Origin of the sequence: Simplicispira lacusdiani, from assembly GCF_003604195.1 — a bacterium.
Classification (GTDB): domain Bacteria; phylum Pseudomonadota; class Gammaproteobacteria; order Burkholderiales; family Burkholderiaceae_C; genus Simplicispira; species Simplicispira lacusdiani.
Window position 1 is genome coordinate 1 of the sequence record NZ_QXGR01000041.1, and the last position, 836, is coordinate 836.

General features: G+C 64.0%; 1 protein-coding gene. It reads right to left on the reverse strand.

Translation table 11 applies throughout. From position 1 onward, the window contains the following. Positions 1-836: tetratricopeptide repeat protein (locus tag D8S75_RS17290; RefSeq protein WP_119967590.1), on the reverse strand; the 836-nt coding region annotated here is incomplete at both ends.

An 836-nucleotide genomic window follows, 5' to 3' on the forward strand; every position in this document is an offset into this window, starting at 1 on the left:
CCGAACCTCTCCTCGTATTCCTCGTAGGCCGCGTAGATCTCCTCCGCGCTCTTGTCCGGGTGGTAGTTCAGGATGAAAAGCAGGTTTTCCCAGATGTGTCCATGGTTCGGCTGCAGCTCCAGTGCCCGCCGGTACAACTGCTCCGCCTGGACGACATTGCCGATCCGGCGCTCCAGCGTGCCCAGGTTATGGTGGATGGACGCCAGCCCCGGTTGCAGCTGCAAAGCCCGCTGCAGGATGGCCCGCGCATCTTCCACCCGGTCCATGCGCTCCAGCACCCCACCCAGATTCACCATCGCATCCACCAGGGCCGGGTCGGCGGACAGCGTGCCCCGGTAGGCCACCTCCGCCTCCTCCAACTTATCCTGGGCAGCCAACGCGTTCCCCAGATGGAGCAGGGCCTGTGCATCCTGTGGCTGCAACACCACCACGTGGCGAAATGCGGCTTCCGCCTCTGCGTGATCTCCCAGCGCGACATAGGCCAGACCGAGGTTGAAATGGGCCTCCACATCGTTGGGCAGCAATGCCACGGCACGCTGCTTGGCCTGCATGGCCTCCTGCGCCAACCCCATCTGCTGCAGGAAGGCGCCCAGAAGTTTCCAGCCTTCCCCGTACCGAGGGTAGTTGACGGTCAGCTGCCGTACTGCAGCCACGCCTTCCTCCAGACGATTCTGGAAAAACAAGCCGATCAACATCTGCATACGCGCAGGATCGGGCTCCGCCTCTGCGGTGCGTTCGCCGACCTCCCAGGCATTGAACATGGCTGCATAGGCCTGCTCGACCTTCCTCGCAAACCCCTGCCCATCGAGCAGCTCGCTCGCCCGCAGCTGCCCGCG